Origin of the sequence: Rhodococcus sp. 06-221-2 (assembly GCF_002258365.1) — a bacterium.
Classification (GTDB): Bacteria; Actinomycetota; Actinomycetes; order Mycobacteriales; family Mycobacteriaceae; genus Rhodococcoides; species Rhodococcoides fascians.
Window position 1 is genome coordinate 38,745 of the sequence record NZ_NOYJ01000024.1, and the last position, 15,721, is coordinate 54,465.

At 63.4% G+C, this 15,721-nt stretch carries 14 protein-coding genes; 8 read left to right on the forward strand and 6 right to left on the reverse strand.

The window, feature by feature from the left end; genetic code table 11:
- The first annotated feature begins 129 nt into the window (after positions 1 to 129).
- Positions 130 to 1,398, forward strand: coding sequence for a DUF4185 domain-containing protein (locus CH281_RS11755; protein WP_032383814.1), 1,269 nt, complete (start codon positions 130 to 132; stop codon positions 1,396 to 1,398).
- Here CH281_RS11755 and CH281_RS11760 read toward each other — a convergent pair.
- Together CH281_RS11760 and CH281_RS11765 are read right to left on the reverse strand one after the other, a co-directional pair.
- A complete protein-coding gene (locus tag CH281_RS11760; RefSeq protein ID WP_032383781.1) occupies positions 1,361 to 1,984 on the reverse strand; it encodes a hypothetical protein in 624 nt (207 codons plus the stop codon). The genes CH281_RS11755 and CH281_RS11760 overlap by 38 nt on opposite strands.
- Positions 1,981 to 2,937 carry a hypothetical protein gene (locus CH281_RS11765; protein WP_256983479.1) on the reverse strand — a complete coding sequence of 319 codons (957 nt, stop codon included), beginning with the start codon at positions 2,935 to 2,937 and terminating at the stop codon, positions 1,981 to 1,983. The genes CH281_RS11760 and CH281_RS11765 overlap by 4 nt, the downstream gene beginning before the upstream one ends.
- Positions 2,938 to 3,256: 319 nt before the next feature.
- On the opposite strand from CH281_RS11765, the gene CH281_RS11770 reads away from it, so the two are divergent.
- From CH281_RS11770 to CH281_RS11795, 6 genes are all read left to right on the forward strand, one after another.
- Positions 3,257 to 4,237, forward strand: a complete 981-nt coding sequence (locus CH281_RS11770; RefSeq protein WP_032407015.1) for an ABC transporter permease — start codon at positions 3,257 to 3,259, stop codon at positions 4,235 to 4,237.
- Positions 4,238 to 4,269: 32 nt separating this feature from the next.
- Positions 4,270 to 5,190 (forward strand): ABC transporter permease, encoded by a 921-nt coding sequence (locus tag CH281_RS11775; protein WP_027497844.1) that lies wholly within the window; start codon positions 4,270 to 4,272, stop codon positions 5,188 to 5,190.
- Entirely contained in the window at positions 5,183 to 7,084 is a 1,902-nt protein-coding gene (locus tag CH281_RS11780; RefSeq protein ID WP_094694211.1) for an ABC transporter ATP-binding protein, read from the forward strand. The genes CH281_RS11775 and CH281_RS11780 overlap by 8 nt, the downstream gene beginning before the upstream one ends.
- Positions 7,085 to 7,121: 37 nt before the next feature.
- Entirely contained in the window at positions 7,122 to 8,810 is a 1,689-nt protein-coding gene (locus CH281_RS11785; protein ID WP_048320162.1) for an ABC transporter family substrate-binding protein, read from the forward strand.
- 209 nt (positions 8,811 to 9,019) lie between these two features.
- Positions 9,020 to 9,460 carry a hypothetical protein gene (locus CH281_RS11790; RefSeq protein WP_143544791.1) on the forward strand — a complete coding sequence of 147 codons (441 nt, stop codon included), beginning with the start codon at positions 9,020 to 9,022 and terminating at the stop codon, positions 9,458 to 9,460.
- Between the two features lie 89 nt (positions 9,461 to 9,549).
- The gene (locus CH281_RS11795) at positions 9,550 to 10,914 is read left to right on the forward strand and encodes an acetamidase/formamidase family protein (RefSeq protein ID WP_094694215.1); all 1,365 of its coding nucleotides are present in this window, start codon (positions 9,550 to 9,552) and stop codon (positions 10,912 to 10,914) included.
- Between the two features lie 75 nt (positions 10,915 to 10,989).
- Here the strand turns inward: CH281_RS11795 and CH281_RS11800 are convergent, their stop codons facing one another.
- Positions 10,990 to 11,607, reverse strand: a complete 618-nt coding sequence (locus tag CH281_RS11800; protein WP_179274182.1) for a TetR/AcrR family transcriptional regulator — start codon at positions 11,605 to 11,607, stop codon at positions 10,990 to 10,992.
- Between the two features lie 85 nt (positions 11,608 to 11,692).
- On the opposite strand from CH281_RS11800, the gene CH281_RS11805 reads away from it, so the two are divergent.
- Positions 11,693 to 13,045, forward strand: a complete 1,353-nt coding sequence (locus tag CH281_RS11805; protein WP_094694219.1) for a cytochrome P450 — start codon at positions 11,693 to 11,695, stop codon at positions 13,043 to 13,045.
- Positions 13,046 to 13,048: 3 nt separating this feature from the next.
- Here the strand turns inward: CH281_RS11805 and CH281_RS11810 are convergent, their stop codons facing one another.
- The 3 genes from CH281_RS11810 to CH281_RS11820 all read right to left on the reverse strand — a co-directional run bounded on the left by CH281_RS11810 (position 13,049) and on the right by CH281_RS11820 (position 15,701).
- Complete coding sequence (locus CH281_RS11810) at positions 13,049 to 13,912, reverse strand: alpha/beta fold hydrolase (protein ID WP_094694221.1); 864 nt, start codon at positions 13,910 to 13,912, stop codon at positions 13,049 to 13,051.
- A 47-nt stretch (positions 13,913 to 13,959) separates the two neighbouring features.
- Positions 13,960 to 14,256, reverse strand: coding sequence for an antibiotic biosynthesis monooxygenase family protein (locus CH281_RS11815; protein ID WP_094694223.1), 297 nt, complete (start codon positions 14,254 to 14,256; stop codon positions 13,960 to 13,962).
- Between the two features lie 68 nt (positions 14,257 to 14,324).
- Complete coding sequence (locus tag CH281_RS11820) at positions 14,325 to 15,701, reverse strand: NAD-dependent succinate-semialdehyde dehydrogenase (RefSeq protein WP_094694225.1); 1,377 nt, start codon at positions 15,699 to 15,701, stop codon at positions 14,325 to 14,327.
- Positions 15,702 to 15,721: the final 20 nt, after the last annotated feature.

Sequence of the window (15,721 nt, forward strand, 5' to 3'; positions counted from 1 at the left end):
ATTCTCGCCGTAGGCGTTTTGTCAAGTACCGACACGCCCGATTTGTTGCGCGATCAGTAGATTTGCGTAACACTCGTCCCATCAGTCACATCAGTATCGTGGGTCACACGGGAAACGGTGGGTTCGTCCATGCGTGTACGTAGTCGGCATATTGCTGTCGGGGCTGTCCTGGCACTGGCAGTGAGCGGGCTGAGCGCATTGACTGCGCCGACCGTCTCTGCAGAACCGTGCGGCGGCCTTGGTGGGCCGGGCTCCTCACCGCTGTTCGGTTCGTCGGGCAGCGCGGGAATGTCGGGCAAGAACCCGCAGGGACCGCAGGGTCCTCTGCCGCGCATCACCGGGAACACTCAAAGCATCGCCTGGGTCACCGGTCCGCAGAGCGTGAACGACACCTACGACAACCTGGCGATGTCCGGAACCGACCTCGGTATCACCTGGGACAACGGTGCGGGCCAGATCTTGATGGCGTTCGGCGACACGTTCGGTGATTGCTCCTCCGGCAATGCCCAGTGGCGCAGCAATGCACTCTTCCGCTCGGACAAGGCGTCGACGAACCTGTCGCAGGGCATCACGATCGGTCCGGCCGACCCCGCGAACACCACCTCGGGTGCGGTTGTCAGAGCGAACAATCCGCGTTACGCCGCCGAGATCATCTCGAGCGCGAAGCTACCGAGCGTCGAGGACACGACCATCCCCACGGCGGCTATCGCGATCGGCAGCACCCAGTACATCAACTACATGTCGGTGCAGAGCTGGGGCACACCCGGTCGCTGGATCACGAACTACTCGGCGACGGCCAAATCGACCGACAACGGCCAGAATTGGACGACGGATCCCAAGACGATCCGCGTCAACAAGGGTGTCACGATCCCGGGCTTCACCAACGTCCACGAAAGTCAGGGCAAGTTCCAGCAGAGCGCTTATGTTCTGGGACAAGACGGTCAATACCTGTACCAGTTCGGTACTCCCAACGGACGATTCGGCGACGCGTTCGTCTCCCGAGTCGCGCCCGATCAGATCGAGAATCTCGACGCGTACGAGTATTCGACGCAAGACCCCGATCCGGCCAAGCAATGGTCCAAGAACGTCGGCGATACCGTCGCCGTAGTGAAGGGCCCGGTCAGCGAGATGTCGGTGGCGTGGAACGACTACCTCGGCCGGTACGTCATGATGTACGGCAACGAGAACAACCGGACGCTGGTGGCGCGCACGGCGGAAAACCCGGAGGGGCCGTGGAGCGAACCGAGGACGATTCTCGACGCCAACCAGACGGCAGGCGGCATCTACGCGCCGTTCATTCACCCGATGTCGAGCGGAAAAGACCTGTACTTCACGGCTTCTCGGTGGTCCGATTACAACGTCATGCTTCTGAAGACGAACCTCGACGCGTTGAAGTGACGCGTCCGGCGGCGGCGTCGAGGTAGGCGTCGACGTCCATGTCGATCTCTGCGGACAGCAGTCCACGCCGGATCGTCGAGAGATACTTGCTCGACGGTTCGCCGTGCTCCCGCACGATCGAACTCGTCAGTGTGAACGCGGGCAGTCCGTCGATGTCCGGAAGCCGTAGCAACGCATCGTATTTCCCTCGGTATGCTTCACCTCGGCGGTCGATGTCGAGTGCGGCCCACTCGCCGATGCTCAGTGATTCCACAGCCGAGATATCGACGGAATCGACCACGTTCTCCACCGAGGCGACGTGCGCCAACTGCACACTGTCGATCAGGTATCCGTGTACCAGAGACGGATATGTGGGATCGGTGTTCAGCGACACGAAGGCCGACGCCCCGGTCCACCGTCGGGACACGCCTGCGAAGTACAGGGCGTGATCGATCCACAACCAGCGTTCGGCCTCGACCGCTGCCGACGAGGGTGCCGGTGGATGCGCCCCGAACTCCGATCCGTCCTCGGAGCCCGTCAGATAGACGGAGAACCTCTCTCGCAACAGGTTCGAGCCGTATGCGACGTACCAGAGGCGGTCGGTCACTCGGCCTCGAACAGCTGCCGGTACGCCTCGGCGAGTAGGTCGGCCGCGAGATCGTTGTTGTGTGCCGCTGCGCCCGTTGAGTTTCCGGACCGCATCAGCCGCGCGTTGAGGCCGTACGCGAGATCGTCGAACGTGTCGTCGTCGATACCGAGGTCGACGTCCACGTCTTCTTCCAGTAACGCGCCGAGGTCGATCGACCACGACCACACCCGCTCCTCTCGGTACGGTCCCCGTCCGGCGCTGACGGTTTCGTTGGAGACCTCGAGTTGCTCGTCGGTCCGGTCGCGCGGAACGTTGGTGTTGATGCGCAGGTCGAGTTCGATCGTGTCGTCGTCGTGCACGATTTCGTCGACTCGCAGGGTCTCGAAGCCGCCGCACGTCAGCGTCAGCAATCGTCGCGGATCGGTGTCGTCCTGTACGTCGGACAGAGCGGTTGTCTGCCAGAGGTATTTCGCGGTGTTGGCCGGGTCGGGGATCGACGAGTTGATGTAGTCGGCCACGATGCTTCGGATGGCGGGGTACGCGATGTGGTCGGACAGTTCCCAGAACTGGCGACGACTGCGTCCCACGGCCGCGTCGAGGAGCGTCGTGCGCTTGGCTCGTTCTTTGGGCAGTGCCGTCTTCACTCCCGGAGCTTCGCCGATCGCGGCGGGCTCCGACGGGCGTTGTCGCAGTGGGTGGAGCTGGGACACGAGATCGGTGAGCTGCTCCAGACGATCTGCGGCACCGGGTGTTACCTCGAGGGCCTCGATGTCGGGCCATATCTCGCGGTCGGCATTCACTCGCGCCGCGAGTGATTCGGAGTAGCCCACGAAGGCCGCGTTGTCTGCGAAATGCAGAACGTAGAGTCCGTTTCGGAGGTCCTTGGCGGCGAAGATCGTGGCGATGGCCCCGGAATCGGCGACGTCGAAGCGTTCGAGGGCGAATCCGTCGGGTGTGGAGTCTGTCGGCATGGCACTGAATCTACCGACGCGTGCGAGCACCGCCTATTCGTCTCCTGTCCGCATTGTCGCGAATGCGTCCGCCGAGCCGATGAATTAGGCGACCCTACGAGTACCAGGTCGTCAGACTCGTTCTGCGACCGATGATTCCGCATTGTCCGAAGTGTCGGTAAGAGTTTCTCAACCGTCGTCGAAATGTGAATTCCTGGTGCTATCTTGAGGATTGTCCGTTTCCACCGCTAACGAAACACGCAGGAAACAAGCGGTGTGAACAATGCCGAGAGCAGTGCCGTCGGGCACGGCCGTGGTGCTCGATGGAAGGTGGTTGCGCGTGGGCGGTTATCTTGCACGCAGGTTGCTGAATTACGTCGTCCTGCTGATCATCGCGACGTTTCTCACGTACTTGCTGGCCTCGCTCACGTTCGATCCACTGTCGAATCTGCTCAGCCGCAACCCGCCGCCGTCGGATGCTGTACTCGACGCCAAGCGCGCGGCACTGCACCTCGACGACAATCCGGTGTTGCGGTATCTGAAATGGCTGTGGGCGGTACTGCACGGAGACTTCGGGCAGACCATCGCTGCAGGCTCGGTCAACGACGAACTGTGGCGACGCATCCTGGTCTCGCTGCGGTTGGTCGTGCTCGGCACCGTCCTCGGTGCGGTACTGGGAACCCTCGTCGGTGCGTACGGTGCCGTCCGGCAGTACAAGATCTTCGACCACGTCGCAACGGTGGTGACGTTCATTCTCATCAGCACCCCGATCCTGGTTTTGGCCCCGGTGCTCAAGTACCTTGCTGTGCAGGTCAATCAGAGCACCGGCAGTCAGTTCTTCCAGTACACCGGCGAAACGTCGACGACGCTCGCCCCCGGTCTGATGAACGAAATACTCGACCGCGCACAACATTTGTTGTTGCCGACCGTCGTGCTGATGTTGTTCACCATCGGTGGGTACAGCCGGTACATGCGCAGTTCGATGCTCGACGAGCTGAACATGGACTACATCCGTACTGCCCGCGGCAAAGGGCTCACGCGCGGGCGCGCAATCTTCAAGCACGGCTTCCGTACTGCGTTGATCCCGATGGCCACACTGTTCGCATTCGGTATGGGTGCGGTGATCACCGGCGCGACGTTCACCGAGCGCGTGTTCGGCTGGTATGGCATGGGTGACTGGCTGATCTACGGCATCACCAGTCAGGACATCAACATCACGCTCGCGGTCTCGCTCTTCACTGCGCTGTCGGTCCTGGTTTCCGGAATGTTGACCGATATCTTCACTGCTGCTTTGGATCCGCGCGTTCGCTACGCGGACTGACCCACCACTTCGAGTAGAGGAAAGGACCGGCGATGGCGACACCTGTGGTTCCCGAGATCGCTGCGGTCGAGGGCCCGATCGACTCGTCTGCCCCGATCACCCGTCGGCGGTTGGTGCTGCGCCGGTTCCTGCGCAACCGGCCGGCGCTGGTGGGCATCGTGGTCCTTCTCGCGATGTTTGTCGGCGCGTTCGTGCTCCCGCATTTCATCCCGTTCACCTACGAGGAACTCGACGCGTACGCGCTCAACTCGCCGCCGACCACACGACACTGGTTCGGCACCAATCAGATCGGCCAGGATGTTCTGGCTCAGACGCTGCGCGGTCTGCAGAAGTCGCTGATCATCGGCATGCTCGTCGCGCTCATTTCCACGGTGCTTGCCGGCGTCGTCGGCGCGGTGGCGGGGTACTTCGGCGGTTGGACCGACCGTGCGCTGATGTGGGTCGCCGATGTATTGCTCGTCGTACCCAGCTTCCTGGTGATCGCTATCTGCTCTCCGTTGTTCCGCGACAAGAGCTTCTTCATCCTGGTGCTGCTGCTCGCGGCCTTCGCGTGGATGATCACCTCACGCATCATTCGCGCGATGACGCGGTCCCTACGTGAACGCGAATTCATCCGCGCCGCAAAGTACATGGGCGCAACACCGAGCAGCGTGATCGGCAAGCACGTGCTGCCGTCGATGGCCTCCATCCTCATCGTCGACGTCACGCTCAACGTGGGTATCGCCATCATCGGGGAGGCATCGCTGAGCTACTTCGGCTTCGGTGTCCAGCGACCCGACGTCTCGCTCGGCACGTTGATCGCAGACGGTACGTCGTCCGCGTTGACATATCCGTGGCTGTTCGCGTTCTGCTGTGGCGCACTGGTTTTGATCGTGCTGGCGACGAACTTCGTAGGCGACGGCCTGCGCGACGCATTCGATCCGAATTCGACGAGGGGACAGGCACGTGGCTGAGACAGTGCCGGTGTTGAAGGTCAGCGGACTCGAGGTCAGCTTTCCCAGCGAGGAGGGGCGCGTCACCGCAGTGCGAGGCTTGGACTACCAGGTCGACAAGGGCGAGGTCATGGCCATCGTCGGCGAGTCCGGCTCGGGCAAGTCGGTGTCGTCCCTCGCGGTCATGGGTTTGCTCCCGGAGTCCGCACGTGTCACCGGATCCATCGAGCTGAACGGGCGACAGTTGCTCGGTTTGTCGGATCGCGAAATGTCGCGTGAGCGTGGACGTTCGGTAGCGATGATCTCGCAGGATCCGCTGACGGCGTTGACGCCCATCTACCGCATCGGCGACCAGATTGCCGAAGCGATCTCTGTGCACAACCCGTCGCTGAGCAAGGCGAAGGTCCACGACCGCACCCTGGAACTGCTCGATCTGGTCGGCATCGCCGATCCGAGAACACGGGCGAAGTCCTACCCGCACGAGTTCTCCGGAGGGATGCGCCAACGCGTCGTCATCGCGATGGCCATCGCGAACGATCCCGATCTCATCATCGCCGACGAGCCGACCACGGCCCTCGACGTGACGATCCAAGCCCAGATCCTGGATCTGCTGCGCACGGCCCGCGACGTCACCGGCGCAGGCGTCGTGTTCATCACCCACGACCTGGGAGTCGTTGCCGGCGTTGCCGACCGGGCCATGGTCATGTACGCCGGGCGCGCTGTCGAGACAGCTCCGGTCGACGAGTTGTACGCACACCCGTCGATGCCCTACACCGTCGGCTTGCTCGGCTCCGTGCCTCGCCCGGATCGTCCCGCGCAGGAGCGGCTGGTGCCTATCGAGGGCACGCCGCCCGCCCTGGTGAATCTCCCGACGGGCTGCCCGTTCGGGCCCCGGTGTCCGTTGCACACGGAGGCCTGCGACGAAGGCGAACCGCCGTTGGTTCAGGTGGCACCGAATCACAGGGCGGCGTGCATCCGCGTCGACGCGGCGACGGCCGAGTCGGTGGAGGCCGAGTTCGAGGGTGCCCCACGGTCGGAGGCCCCCGCGGAGCTCGTGGTGACGGTGTCCAAGGACGCTCCGGTGCTGTCGGTGACCGACCTGCACAAGAGCTACCCGATGTTCAAGGGTTCCGTGCTGCGGCGTCGGGCTGGGGAAGTGCCTGCGGTGCAGGGCATCAGCTTCGATGTGCATGCGGGGTCCACACTGGCGATCGTCGGTGAGTCCGGGTGCGGAAAGTCCACGACTCTCCTCGAGATCATGGAATTCGCGAAGCCGCAGCAGGGTTCGATCAAGATCAACGGCGTCGAGCCCTACAGCCTGAGCCGCGCCGAGCAACGAAAGTTGCGCGCCCACATCCAAATCGTGTTCCAGGATCCGATGGGCTCGCTCGACCCGCGCATGCCGGTGGGGGAGATCATCGCCGAGCCGCTGAAGATCAACGGCGTCCCGGTCGACGAGCGAACCCGCCGAGTTCGAGAACTGATGGACACCGTCGGAATGCGTCCCGAGCTCGCGGATCGGTATCCCACCCAGTTCTCCGGCGGGCAGCGCCAACGAGTCGGCATTGCACGGGCTTTGGCGCTGAAGCCGTCGATCCTGGTGCTCGACGAGCCCGTGTCTGCTCTCGACGTGTCGATCCAGGCGGGTGTGCTCAACCTGCTGCAGGATCTGCAGGAGGAGCTCGGTCTGGCGTATCTGTTCGTCTCGCACGATCTTTCGGTGGTGCGTCACCTCGCCGACGAAGTAGCGGTGATGCGCAACGGAGTGTTCGTCGAGAAGGGTCCGACGGAGCAGATCTTCGACGCACCGAAGGACCCGTACACACGGGCGCTGCTCAAAGCCATCCCCATCCCCGATCCCGTGCTCCAACGAGCCCGAATCGCCGAGGCCGCAGCACTGGCCGACGCCATCTGACCCTGCAGGTTACGTGCACACTGAGAAAGGTGAATTGATGAGAGCCAAGCTATTTCGGGCACTGGTCCCGATCGCGGTGGCCGTGACCACTGTGGGACTGGTGGCGGGGTGCAGCTCCGGCGATACCGGGCCCAACCCCGATGCGCCCGCGTCCTTCGAGAGCGGAGCGCAGATCAATCCGCATCCGATCAGCGATCTGCAGCAGGGCGGAAACATGAACTTCCCGCTCACGCAGGTGACAGCCAACTACAACTACTACCAAATCGACGGCACCACGGTCGATACCTCGCGGTTCTACGCCGCGCTGATGCCGAGGTCGTTCACCGCCGCAGCCGACGCGAGTCTGACGGTGGACACGGACTTCTTCACCGACATCACCGAGTCGGAGGTCGACGGCAAGCAGGTCATCACGTACAACATCAATCCCAAGGCCAAGTGGAGCAGCGGGAGGCCGCTGGACTACACAGACCTCGTGGCGACGTGGACGTCGAACAGCGGTAAGGACCCGGCTTACGAGGCGTCATCCACGGCCGGGTACGACAAGGTCGAATCCGTGGTGCGCGGCGAGAACGACCAACAGGTGATTCTGACCTTCGCCGAGAAGTTCGCGGACTGGCCATCGCTGTTCTCCCCGCTGATGCCCGCCGAGTCGGTGAACAGCGTCGATGCATTCAACACCGGATCCGTGAGCACGATGCCTGCCACCGCAGGCCCGTTCCGTATCCGGAACATCGAGCCCGGTGGCAAGCGCATTGTTGCGGAGCGCAATCCTGATTGGTGGGGCGAAAACCCAGCGGTGCTCGACACCATCACGTTCCTGCCGCTCGATTCGACAGCCTCCGTCGGCGCGTTGCAGAGTGGCGAGATCGATTACTACGAACTGGGCAGCAGCGCTGACGCATTCAAGGTCGCCCGGGGTATCCCGAACATCGACCTGCGGCAAAGCCTGGGTCCGCAGTACCGCCACTTCGATTTCAACGGCGCGCCCGGACGCATCACGTCCGACAAGGCGGTCCGGTTGGCTCTGATGAAGGCGATCGACCGCGACTACCTGGCCACCTCGCAGCTGGGCCAGATCACCTCGAACCCGACGGTGCTGAACAGTCATATCTACGTCGACGGACAGAAGGGTTACCAGGCCAACAACGGAGATATCACGTTCGATCCCGAGAAGGCGAAGTCCGAGCTCGATGCCGCAGGCTGGACGATGAACGGAGACTTCCGGTCCAAGGACGGCCAACAGCTCGATCTGCACGACGTCATTCCGGCCGATACTCCGAACGCGACGCAGGAAGCGCAGATCATCCAGCAGAACCTCAAGGCTGTCGGTGCCAACCTCATCATCGATGCGGTGCCGTCGGACGACTTCTTCGAGAAGTACATCCTGGTGGGTGCCTTCGATGTCACCCACTTCACCTGGGAGGGAACGCCGTACACGTCCAGCGCTGACGGCATCTTCCGCCTGACGCCCGGCAGCACGCTGCAGAACTACGGCCAGGTCGGGTCCGAGGAGATCAACGGACTACTCGACAAGGCTGCGGGCGAGCTCGACGACGAAGCACGTATCGCCGACTACAACGAGGCGGACAAGGCGATCTGGGCCGAGGGCCACAGCCTGACGATGTTCCAGCGCCCTTCGACGTACGCGACGAAGTCCAATCTCGCCAACTTCGGTGCCCCAGGATTCGGCGACATCGACATGTCGAAGGTCGGGTTCCTGAAATAGACAACGGGCTTGGATATCCGGTCGGTGTCGCGGCAATCACGCTGGTTGTCGCGGCATCGACCGCTGTCGTCACCCCGCTCGGCCTGGTGGTTGCGCTCGTCGTGCTTATCTGGACGGGTTGGTCGGTGGGCTCGGCCTTGTTGGCCGAACGATCCGCAGCACGCTCTGGGAACCGAATCGCCGTGCGTCGTGTTCGGTTTCAACACCGCATGCGCTCGCGTGGGTACCTGGAAGTCCACGAGAACGGCGGGCGGGCCTGGTACCCCGTCTACTTCCACATCGGTCTTCTCGGATTGGTCCCCGACGCCGAAGCGAAGGTCGGTAGGTCGTTTCTCGGACGCCGCGCCTTCGTCGTCGAACCGGGGATTGTTGCGTTGCCGTCTGGTCGGCGTCGATCGTCCTTACCGCCGGGAACACCTCTCGATGCCCCGCGCCTCAACGACTCCGATCTGCGCACGCGCAGCGCCAGATTCGGTTCGCTGCGTCGTCGGATCATGCTCGACGCCCCCGCAGCGGTGGCCGGCCCGTTCATCGGGCTGCTGTGGTTGATCGTCGACGGTGGGGGCTTTGCTCAATTTCTGGCAGTAAGTCCGTTGGCAGCTGTCACCGCGATCTGGTGGTCGGCGATCGCCGGCAGCGACCCCAGTTGAGTCGCTGAGCAATTCGCGTGACGCGCGTTCGTAACTGCTGAGAAACACCCCTGATCTACGTTCGATATTCGGACAATTCAGGAGGCAGCATGGCGCAGTCGATGGCAGAGCACGCAGCGGAAACGATCAGCAAAGGAATCGGTCGACGCGGCTTCATTCGGGCGGTGGCAGCGTTGAGCGCAGGGGCTGGTTTGGCAACTACAGCAGCGTGTTCGACGTCCTCGACCACTACGGCGTCAACAAGTTCGTCGGCTCCGGTAGCGCCCGCGGGTGCCATTCTCAACCCAGGATCGGGCGACATCTCGGGAGACCACTACCTGAGCTCGGAGGTCGACAAGGTTCTGTGGGGCTACGTCCCGACGGTCGAATCGGAGTCGGTACTGCAGATGAAGTCCGGCGAGACTGTCACCATCGATGCGCTCAGCCACGAGGGCATTCTCGAGGACCAGGGCCGCGATCCCGTCGAATTCTTCGGCGGCAAAGGCGTTTCGGAGTCCGACGTCCTCCAGGACGCCATCGACATTGCCAGCGGATACGACAGGACGGTACGCAACTTCGACGTCGACGGACCGCATGTGGTGACCGGTCCGGTGTTCGTGGAGGGCGCTCAGCGCGGGGACGTTCTCAAGATCGAGACACTCGAGGCCGTTCCGCGGGTGCCGTACGGGGTGGTGTCGAGCAGGCACGGCAAGGGCGCTCTGGCGGTCACAGCGTCCGGCGAGGCACCGGCGGGCATCAGCCTGGACGAGGTCATGCCGCCGATCGGCAGCGACGGCAGGAAATCGGGTGACCCGACGCAGTACGGCAACGTGTCCACGTTCACGGCCGTCGAGGACGGACAGGGCGTGATGCGGTACGGCGATGCGGCCGTGCGCTTTCCGTTGCGCCCGTTCATGGGCATGATGGGCGTGGCGTTCGCCAGCGACCCGGGTCTGACATCCCCGAATGCCAACTCGATTCCCCCGACGCTCGGCGGCGGCAACATCGACGTCGGTCTGCTCGGCGTCGGCTCGACGTTCTACCTTCCCGTGTTCGCGGAGGGCGCGCTGTTCTATGTCGGCGATCCACACATGGCGATGGGTGACGGTGAGGTGGCCCTCACTGCGATGGAGGGGTCTCTGCGCGGCACCTTCCGCCTTACGGTCTGCAAGGCGGGCAGCGGTGACGCGCCGTCGGTCGCGTACTCGTATCCCTTTGCCGAGAACGAGGACTCGTGGATTCCGATCGGCCTGTCAGATCCGGACGGGGCAGTCGGCGGCCAGAGTTCGGACCTGAACGCGGCGATGCGTCGCGCGGTCGTCAACGCTCTGGACTTCTTGGAGACGGACCTCGGCATGGACCGAGCGACGGCGTATGCGTACCTCTCCGCTGCCGCGAACTTCACTGTCTCGCAGGTGGTCGACAAGACCGTCGGCGTGCACGGACAGATCTCGAAGGCGCACTTCGACCGGTAGTAGTGCGCCTCCGGCGCAGTGGTGCGGGTAAGTGCCTCTGCGGGCACATAATCACGCCACTGCGCGTAGCGCACCTCAGCGGTGCGCGGTTGCGATGAAGTGACGTGTTGCGGCGTCGACGATGTCTGCAGGTGCGATGTCAATTTCGTCGTTCAGCCAGGCGATCACGAGTTCGGCCAATCCGCCGATGAACAGCAGTCCGTTGATCTCCGACTGTGGTTGCGGCCAAGCCTTCTCGCCGTAGAGTTCGCGCGACTGTTCGGCCACCAGATGGGCGAAGCCGCGCAATGACTTTCGTCGGTATTCGCGGAGGGAGTCGACGGCCAGCGATTCGATCATCGCGACCCGGCCCTTGCGGCGGTCCTCGGTCAGGACGCCGACGAACGCGGTCACCGCGTTGTGTACCTTCTCGTCGACGGTCCGGGCGGGGGAGTGCAGTGCATCCAGCGCTGCCGTTCGTATCTCGGCGGACACCGATTCCACGACCTGCTCGAGCAAGTCGTCTCTGCTGCGGAAGTTTTGGTAGAAGTAGCGCTCGGTCAGCTTGGCGTGTGCGCAGATCGCGGTCATGGTCGCACCCTTCGCTCCGGCTGCCGCGAATACCTCGAGGCCGGCGTCGAGCAATCTCGCTCGGCGGTCGGCCGCGCGGTCGTCGGCGCTCATGCCGTTGTAGCGACGCGTCTTAGGGGGCATGGGTAGATCTTGACAGAGACCGTGGCTGTGACGCAGACTACATCTCATCTGACATGACGTCATGTCAGATTGACGGAGGTCGACAATGGCACGTGCTCTGGCTGCTCCACCCGCAGATTCAGCTCTCCAACCGGTGTTCGGCGACGGCGGTCTTCCCGTCGTCGGACACACGCTCGAGTACATTCGAGACCCTCTGAAGCTGCTCGGTAGTCGGTGGGACAAGTACGGCGAGGTCTCGTGGATGACGATGGCCGGGCAGAAGTGGATCACCGTTCTCGGTCCCGATGCGTGTCAGCAAGTGCTGCAGAACGCGGACAAGGCGTTCGCCAACGGTGACGGCTGGTCGCTGTTGATCGGGCCGTTCTTCCACGGCGGGCTGATGCTGCTCGACTCCGAGGAGCACCTACGTCATCGACGAATCATGCAGCAGGCCTTCACTCGGGACCGGCTGACCAAGTCCGTCGCAGCGTTGAATCCCGTCACGGCAACAGGTTTGGACGCGTGGCAGCCGGGCCTCGACTTCCAGGTCTACCCGGCGCTCAAAGCGCTGACGCTGGACGTCGCGACGAGCATCTTCATGGGCGGTGCCGAGGGAACGACGGACGCCGACATTGCGGAGCTCAATGCGAGTTTCATTGCCTGCGTGCAGGCCGCCACGTCGATCGTGCGCTATCGGGTTCCGGGCACGCGGTGGAAGCGGGGTTTGGACGGCCGAGCGGTGCTCGACCAGTTCTTCCGCCGCTATCTCCCGGCCCGTCGAGCCACCGAGACCGACGATCTCTTCTCGGTGTTGTGCCACATCGAGGGTGACGACGGAGAGCACTTCTCCGACGACGAAGTGATCGACCACATGATCTTCCTGCTCATGGCTGCGCACGACACGTCGACGATCACGCTGTCTACGATGATGCAGTACCTCGGCCAGCATCCGGAGTGGCAGGACACGTGCCGGGCCGAATGCGAGGCGCTGGGCACCGATGCTCCGTCGTTCGCGCAACTCGACGAGCTGACCAACGTCGATCTGGTCATGAAGGAGTGCTTGCGCCTGGTCTCGCCCACACCGGTAGTGGCCCGCCGTGCCGTGAAGGACACGGAGGTGCAAGGCAAGTTCGTCCCCGCGGGAACGTATGCCTCTGTCGCGCCGCACTTCACGCATCACATGGAGCAGTACTGGCCCAACCCCGAGCAATTCGATCCCGGACGGTTCGCCGCCGATCGCCGCGAGGACAAGGTGCACCGCTATGCGTGGGAGCCGTTCGGCGGCGGCGTCCACAAATGCATCGGCATGTTCTTCGCCGGGGCGGAGATCAAGACGATCATGCATCACTTGCTGCTGCGGTTCGACTGGACAGTCGACCCCGATTACGTTGCACCGCTGAACTTCACGTCGCTGCCCTTCCCCGAGGACGGGCAGCCCGTGCAGCTTCGACGGCGGTAAGTATTACCCGGCGCGCTCGGTGAGCCAGCCGATGATGTCGGCGGTGACCTCGTCGCGATTGGTCTCGTTCAGAATTTCATGGCGCGCGCCGGGGTACAGGGTGACGGTTACATCGCTCATGCCGGCCTCGCGGTAGCGGGACGCCAGTGTCTCGATCAACTGGCCGCCGCCGGCGAGTGGGTCGTCCGTTCCCGACGTGATGAGCAGGGGGAGGTCCGAGCGGATCTGCTCCAGGTTGTGGGGATCGGCGAGCTTCTCGGCCTCACCGAACAGCGCGGGCACCGTCGACGCCGGAAGGTCGAAGCCGCACAGTGGATCTGCGACGTAGGCGTCCACCTCGGCCTCGTCGCGCGAGAGCCACTCGTATCCGGTGCGGTGCTCGAAGGCGGCGTTGAACACACTCAGGTCACCGGCAGGGGCGTCGGCCATTCCGGCGGCGAGCACGTCGAGTGTCGTCGAACCCGACAGCACCACGCCCTCGTACAGATCCGATCGCTCGATCAGAACATGCTGGGTAGCAAAGGATCCCATGGAATGAGCGAACAAGAACAGAGGCAGGTCGGGGTACTCGGTGAGCAGTGATTCGCCCAGTTGCTCGATGTCCGCCCACAGGCCGGCGAACGCGGCGGCCCCGAAATCACCCGGGGTGTCGACGATCGACTGGCCATGGCCGCGGTGATCCGACGCGACGACGTGGAAGCCGGCGTCGTTCAGTGCGGCAGCGAAGCGTGCGTAACGACTGCCATGCTCGGCGAGCCCGTGTGCGATCTGTACGACACCGCGAGCAGGGTCCGCGGACGTCGCCCAGGTATAGGTGCTGATCTCGAGGTCGTCCTGCTTGGATACGAACGACGAAGCGTTGGCCACGGAAATCTCCTTGGTGCGGCGAGAGGGTCGAGACACGAACCTAACTCTTACGCCTCGTACATCGGAGCAAAATGCTCGACGACGGGGAACGGATCGTAGAAGTGATGCAGTAGCGCCTTCCACTGCTGATACTCGTCGGAACCACGAAAGCCGTCGATGTGGTCTTCGAGTCGTTCCCACTTCACCAACAGCAGGTAGGTATTCGGCTGCTCGATGCCCCGCGAGAGGGTCAGATTCACGAACCCCGTCATCGACGCGATGATCGATTTCGCGTCGGCGAACGCGGTTTCGAACTCGTCGGTTCGGTGGGGGATGACATGCAGCAGGGCGTGTTCGACGATCATCGAGACAGTATGACCGCAGCAGCGCGACGCTCCCCGAGCAACTGCCCGGGGAGCATCGGCGAGTACGGCTACTTGGCGGAGACTCGGACGAGCTTCTTGTTCACGAATTCGTTCATGCCCCACGGTCCCAGCTCGCGGCCGACGCCGGAGCGCTTCACGCCGCCGAACGGCAGGCCAGGCAGTGTGGTGCCGTGCTCGTTGACGAAGGCCATTCCCACCTCGAGGCGCTCTGCTACGTCCCGGGCGTTGTCGAGGTCTGCGCTCCACACCGAACCACTCAGTCCGTAGGGGGAGGAGTTCGCCAATTCGATTGCCTCGTCGGCGTTCTGGACCTTGTAGATGACGCCTGCGGGGCCGAACAGTTCCTCGGTGTAGGCACGCATGTCCGGCGTCACGTCGGTCAGCAGGGTCGGCTGCACGTACGCACCCGGTCCGTCGATCTTCTTGCCGCCGGTGAGCAGTGTCGCGCCCTTGGACACCGCGTCGTCGATCTGCTCGATCAACGTGTCGGCAGCGGTCTGCGACGACAGGGGACCGAGGGTGGTGTTGGCATCCAATGGATCGCCGGTCTGCACAGCCTCGAAGGAGGTGACCAGTTTGGCGACGAACTCGTCGTAGACGTCTTCGGCGACGAGTATGCGCTTGGCGGCATTACAGGCCTGGCCTGCATTGGACAGGCGCGCACGGGTTGCGGATTCGACGGTGGCGTCCATGTCTGCGGAGTCGAGCAGGATGAACACGTCCGAACCGCCGAGCTCGAGCACGACCTTCTTGAGGTTGCGCCCCGCCGTCTCGGCGACGGACGTTCCGGCCCGCTCACTTCCGGTGAGCGAGACGCCCTGCACGCGAGCGTCGGCGATCATGTCGGCGATCTGCTCGTTGGTCGCGAAAATGTTGATGTACGCATCTTCGGGCAACCCGGCCTGCCGGAAGATCTCTTCCATCAGCAATGCCGATTGCGGGCAGTTCGGTGCATGCTTGAGCAGAATCGTGTTGCCCACCATCAGGTTCGGGCCGGCGAATCGGGCTACCTGGTAGTACGGGAAGTTCCACGGCATGACGCCGACGAGCGCGCCCACGGGCTTGCGCTGCAGCACACTGATTTCCGCCCCGGGCACGTCGAGTGTCTCGTCCTCGAGCAAGCGTGGGCCGTTGTCGGCGTAGTAACGGTAGATGTTCGAGGACAGTTCGACCTCGCCCTGAGACTCGGTCAGTGGCTTGCCCATCTCGAGCGAGATGGTGCGGGCCAGTTCGTCGGCGCGCTCGACATACAGGTCGGCGACCTTGTGCAGGATGTCTGCGCGATGCTCGGGTGAGGTCTTGCGCCACGTCTGGAAACCGGCGTGCGCATCCGCGAGGGCGCGCTCGATGCCGGCCGAGTCGAGAGTTTCGAATTCCTTGACGGTTGTGCCGTCGGCAGGATTGACAGTCTTGTAGGTCGTCATACTCGGTTCAACGGACGGCG

Coding starts and splice junctions, on each gene's coding strand:
- CH281_RS11765 (WP_256983479.1), bottom strand. CDS start 2,937: ATGCCGACAGACTCCACACCCGACGGATTCGCCCTCGAACGCTTCGAC.
- CH281_RS11815 (WP_094694223.1), bottom strand. CDS start 14,256: ATGATCGTCGAACACGCCCTGCTGCATGTCATCCCCCACCGAACCGAC.
- CH281_RS11790 (WP_143544791.1), top strand. CDS start 9,020: ATGCGCTCGCGTGGGTACCTGGAAGTCCACGAGAACGGCGGGCGGGCC.
- CH281_RS11795 (WP_094694215.1), top strand. CDS start 9,550: ATGGCGCAGTCGATGGCAGAGCACGCAGCGGAAACGATCAGCAAAGGA.
- CH281_RS11775 (WP_027497844.1), top strand. CDS start 4,270: ATGGCGACACCTGTGGTTCCCGAGATCGCTGCGGTCGAGGGCCCGATC.
- CH281_RS11820 (WP_094694225.1), bottom strand. CDS start 15,701: ATGACGACCTACAAGACTGTCAATCCTGCCGACGGCACAACCGTCAAG.
- CH281_RS11805 (WP_094694219.1), top strand. CDS start 11,693: ATGGCACGTGCTCTGGCTGCTCCACCCGCAGATTCAGCTCTCCAACCG.
- CH281_RS11755 (WP_032383814.1), top strand. CDS start 130: ATGCGTGTACGTAGTCGGCATATTGCTGTCGGGGCTGTCCTGGCACTG.
- CH281_RS11800 (WP_179274182.1), bottom strand. CDS start 11,607: ATGCCCCCTAAGACGCGTCGCTACAACGGCATGAGCGCCGACGACCGC.
- CH281_RS11785 (WP_048320162.1), top strand. CDS start 7,122: ATGAGAGCCAAGCTATTTCGGGCACTGGTCCCGATCGCGGTGGCCGTG.